This window comes from Pontibacterium sp. (assembly GCF_041587635.1).
Classification (GTDB): Bacteria; Pseudomonadota; Gammaproteobacteria; order Pseudomonadales; family Balneatricaceae; genus Pontibacterium.
This window is the reverse complement of sequence record NZ_JBFGYC010000429.1, coordinates 1-3561: the sequence shown is the minus strand read 5'-3', so window position 1 is coordinate 3561 and position 3561 is coordinate 1. Positions and strand designations below refer to the sequence as shown.

General features: G+C 53.1%; 4 protein-coding genes and 1 pseudogene. 4 read left to right on the top strand and 1 reads right to left on the bottom strand.

What is annotated here, in order from left to right:
* The 3 genes and pseudogenes from ABYW01_RS16865 to ABYW01_RS16855 form a co-directional block, all read left to right on the top strand.
* Positions 1-777, top strand: a pseudogene (locus tag ABYW01_RS16865) (nitrite/sulfite reductase); the annotation flags it as partial.
* Positions 761-1267, top strand: coding sequence for a DUF934 domain-containing protein (locus ABYW01_RS16860; protein ID WP_372834942.1), 507 nt, complete (start codon positions 761-763; stop codon positions 1265-1267). The pseudogene ABYW01_RS16865 and the gene ABYW01_RS16860, both read left to right, overlap by 17 nt.
* A 60-nt stretch (positions 1268-1327) precedes the next feature.
* The gene (locus ABYW01_RS16855) at positions 1328-2245 is read left to right on the top strand and encodes a DMT family transporter (RefSeq protein WP_372834940.1); all 918 of its coding nucleotides are present in this window, start codon (positions 1328-1330) and stop codon (positions 2243-2245) included.
* 21 nt (positions 2246-2266) lie between these two features.
* On the opposite strand, the gene ABYW01_RS16850 is transcribed toward ABYW01_RS16855, so the two are convergent.
* The gene (locus ABYW01_RS16850) at positions 2267-2461 is read right to left on the bottom strand and encodes an Ada metal-binding domain-containing protein (protein WP_372834944.1); all 195 of its coding nucleotides are present in this window, start codon (positions 2459-2461) and stop codon (positions 2267-2269) included.
* A gap of 227 nt (positions 2462-2688) precedes the next feature.
* On the opposite strand from ABYW01_RS16850, the gene ABYW01_RS16845 reads away from it, so the two are divergent.
* A partial coding sequence (locus ABYW01_RS16845; protein ID WP_372834937.1) for a DMT family transporter occupies positions 2689-3561 on the top strand: 873 nt, incomplete at its 3' end.

Genomic DNA, 3561 nt, shown 5'->3' with positions numbered 1-3561 from the left:
GCACCGGATTATGAAACATTCGAAGCAGACAGCGATTTACCGGTCCCGATTTCGGCCCCCGAGTCATACCACCGCTGGATTGAGCGCAATGTACGGCCGCACAAACAACACGGCTACCGTATCGTCACGTTGTCTCTGAAATACTTCGGACAAGCCCCCGGTGATATAACAACCGAGCAGCTGGAAAGTATCGCAGAACTGGCTGACCGTTACTCGTTCGGCGAAGTACGCACCACACAGCAGCAAAACATCGTGCTAACCGATGTGAAACGCACGGACCTGTTTAACCTCTGGCATGAGATCAACCGACTGAATTTGGCGACACCGACCGTGGGTACCTTGATCGATACGGTGTGCTGCCCGGGCGGAGATTTCTGTAATTTGGCAAATGCCCGTTCTCTATCGGTTAACGCAGCGATTCAGCAACGTTTTGAAGATCTGGACCGGCTCTACGCGCTCGGCGATTTGAGCCTGCGCATATCCGGCTGCATCAACGCCTGCGCCCATCACCATATCGCCAATATAGGCATTCTGGGGGTGGATAAGAACGGTCAGGAGTTTTACCAAATCACCCTAGGCGGACAAACAGGCAGGCAATCAGGCATTGGGAAAGTACTGGGGCCGTCGCTCCCACACGATAAGGTCGCACCTGCTGTCGAGCGCATCATTGAGGTGTATTTAGAGGCACGTTCAAGCGCCACCGAAACCTTTACCACAACCTATCAGCGTCTGGGCAAAGCCCCGTTTAAGGAGCGTGTATATGCAACAGGTCTTTAAAAACGGTGTCATTCAAGATGATCACTGGTCACATCTGGATGCGCAGATTGGCGCTGACTTTACACCTGAATCTGAGGTCCACTATATACTGCCAACCGACATCTGGCTGCGCTTCGCGAACGACTTCAGCGGGTTCGAGAGTTGCCCCGGTATTACAATCGGAACAGATGCCGATTTAGAATCTCTCGCAGAGGTGATTGATCGGGTGCCGTTGATCGCTATCCAGTTCAGTAGTTTCACCGATGGCTCCGGCTTTTCAACCGCGTCGTTGCTCCGTGAAGATTACAAATTCAGCGGCGAGTTAAGGGCAATGGGTGCGATTTTACCGGATCAGGTGCCTTATCTACTGCGATGTGGATTTAACAGTGTGGCATTTTCCCGCACTGAAGATCTGCAACACGCCGTTGCACTGGCCAGCGGAACCGGACAGAGTTATCAGGGTGATGTCGAAACCCCAAGAACGCCGTTCCAGCAGCGCATCGCAAAATAGTACACCACTGAATAACACACTTGGCTGGACGAACGTTCGGTCACAAGGAGACAACACACGTTGGATAACACCCGCGGCAGTATCTTTATGATCTTGGCAATGGCAGCCTTTGCCGTCGAAGATATGTTCATTAAGGCAGCGGCGGGATTCGCCCCGCTGGGTGTTGTGCTCACCCTGTTTGGTCTGGGCGGCATGTTGATCTTTATCGGACTAACATGGCGCCGGGGCGAAAAGGTATTTAACCGTGCGGTGCTTTCCCGTCCTATTTTGATCAGAGCCGCCTGTGAAGTGGTCGGCCGCCTCTGCTTTGCGTTGGCGATCATCCTAACCCCGCTATCCAGTGCCTCGGCGATTCTGCAAGCAACCCCGCTGGTGGTGGTGATCGGTGCGGCACTGCTCTTTGGGGAACATGTCGGCTTTAAGCGATGGCTCGCCATCCTGATAGGGTTTGTGGGTGTCCTGATGATCGTGCGTCCGGGACTGGATGGCTTTAACCCAGCATCTATCTTTGCCGTTATCTGCACGCTAGGGTTTGCCGGACGTGATCTGGCCACCCGTGCCGCTCCGCCGGTTCTCTCCAATATGCAGCTGGGCGTCTATGGCTTCTTCGTCCTGATACCTACCGGTATCGTGCTTCAGCTGTTCGGTGATCTGTTTGGCTTTGAGGCGCTGGATGTATACACACTAATCGCTGACCCAAATGCCGCGTGGCTCATACTGGGTTCTGTCGTGTTTGGCGTGATCGCCTACTACTCCCTAACCATCGCAATGCGCACCGGCGATGTCTCCGTCGTCACCCCGTTCCGTTATACCCGTTTATTATTCGCGTTGATTCTGGGCATGCTGATTTTTAATGAAGAACCCGATGCGATGACATTGCTCGGCGGTCTACTAGTCGTGGTCAGCGGTGCCTATACATTGCTGCAAAGCCGGCGGAGCAAAGTCGTTATTGATGGACCTCGCCTCATCCTACGCTGAAGTGGTGACTGTCTCCCGTGTTCACGCTGGCCGACAACGTTTACACGGTCTGAATCCCGCGAGGATCGCTGCATCCATGTCCGCAAAAAACCGCAGATTTTCTGGTTTTGCGGCACGTGATGAACATGATGGCTTGCACACAATACCCGTCGTCACCACACCGTAGAAAAACTGACCGTCTTGAGCCGCATCTCTGCTCCTGACCGCTTCCTTCATGTCGTGTATTGATGGTATAGACACCCCACCGTCTCCGATTTCTAAGCTCATACTGACCATCACAAACTATTTTCCAATCTGGCACCACCCGAATCTTGCACACACTGCAGTCCACTGTAAAAAACCGCTTAACGACTCAAATGAAAAGCGTGCAAGAATCGGGTGGCTGCTGCACGACTGCCCCGATACATTGACCGACATGCTTTTATACACGAGTGGAAACTACAGTGACGCTATCGATCAATACTTCAATGAACTTGCGTGAATGGATCATCCTCATTGCGCTGTCTGTCTTATGGGGCGGGTCATTCTTCTTCGTCGGCGTGGCCGTCACCGAACTACCACCTCTGACGCTAGTGGCCCTGCGCGTCGGTATTGCAGCGGCAGCGTTATGGAGCATTGCTCTCGTAATGAGGCTCACTATCCCCAAATGCCCACGGATCTGGTTTGCGTTTCTGGGTATGGGTTTGCTGAACAATGTCATCCCCTTTGTACTGATCGTGTGGGGACAAACACAGATTGCCTCGGGCCTGGCCTCCATTCTTAATGCCACAACACAGCTGTTTACAGTCATTGTGGCAGGCATGGTTTTGGTAGACGAGCGCGCAACCGTATCGAAACTGATCGGTGTCGTCATCGGTTTCTTCGGTGTTGCCGTTATGATCGGACTGCCCGAAGTCGGCACGGGAGATGAGGGAACCAGTATTATTGCTCAAGTAGCCATACTCGTGGCAGCGCTGTCGTATGCGTTTGCCGGTGTGTATGGTCGCCGTTTCAAAAAGATGGCGGTGAATCCATTGATCACAGCAGCAGGTCAGGTCACCGCATCAACGGTGATTATGATCCCTATCGCTATGCTATATGACGGTCCATTCGATATTAGCGCCCCAAGCATCAAAACCTGGGCTGCACTGCTCGGGCTGGCGGTCCTATCTACCGCCTTGGCATATGTGCTGTACTTCAAATTGCTTGAATCTGCGGGTGCCACCAACCTGCTGTTGGTGACACTGCTGATCCCGGTTTCGGCCATTGTGCTCGGCGGGCTGTTTCTCAATGAAACCCTGCACGCCTATCATTTTGTCGGCATGGCGTTTATTGCG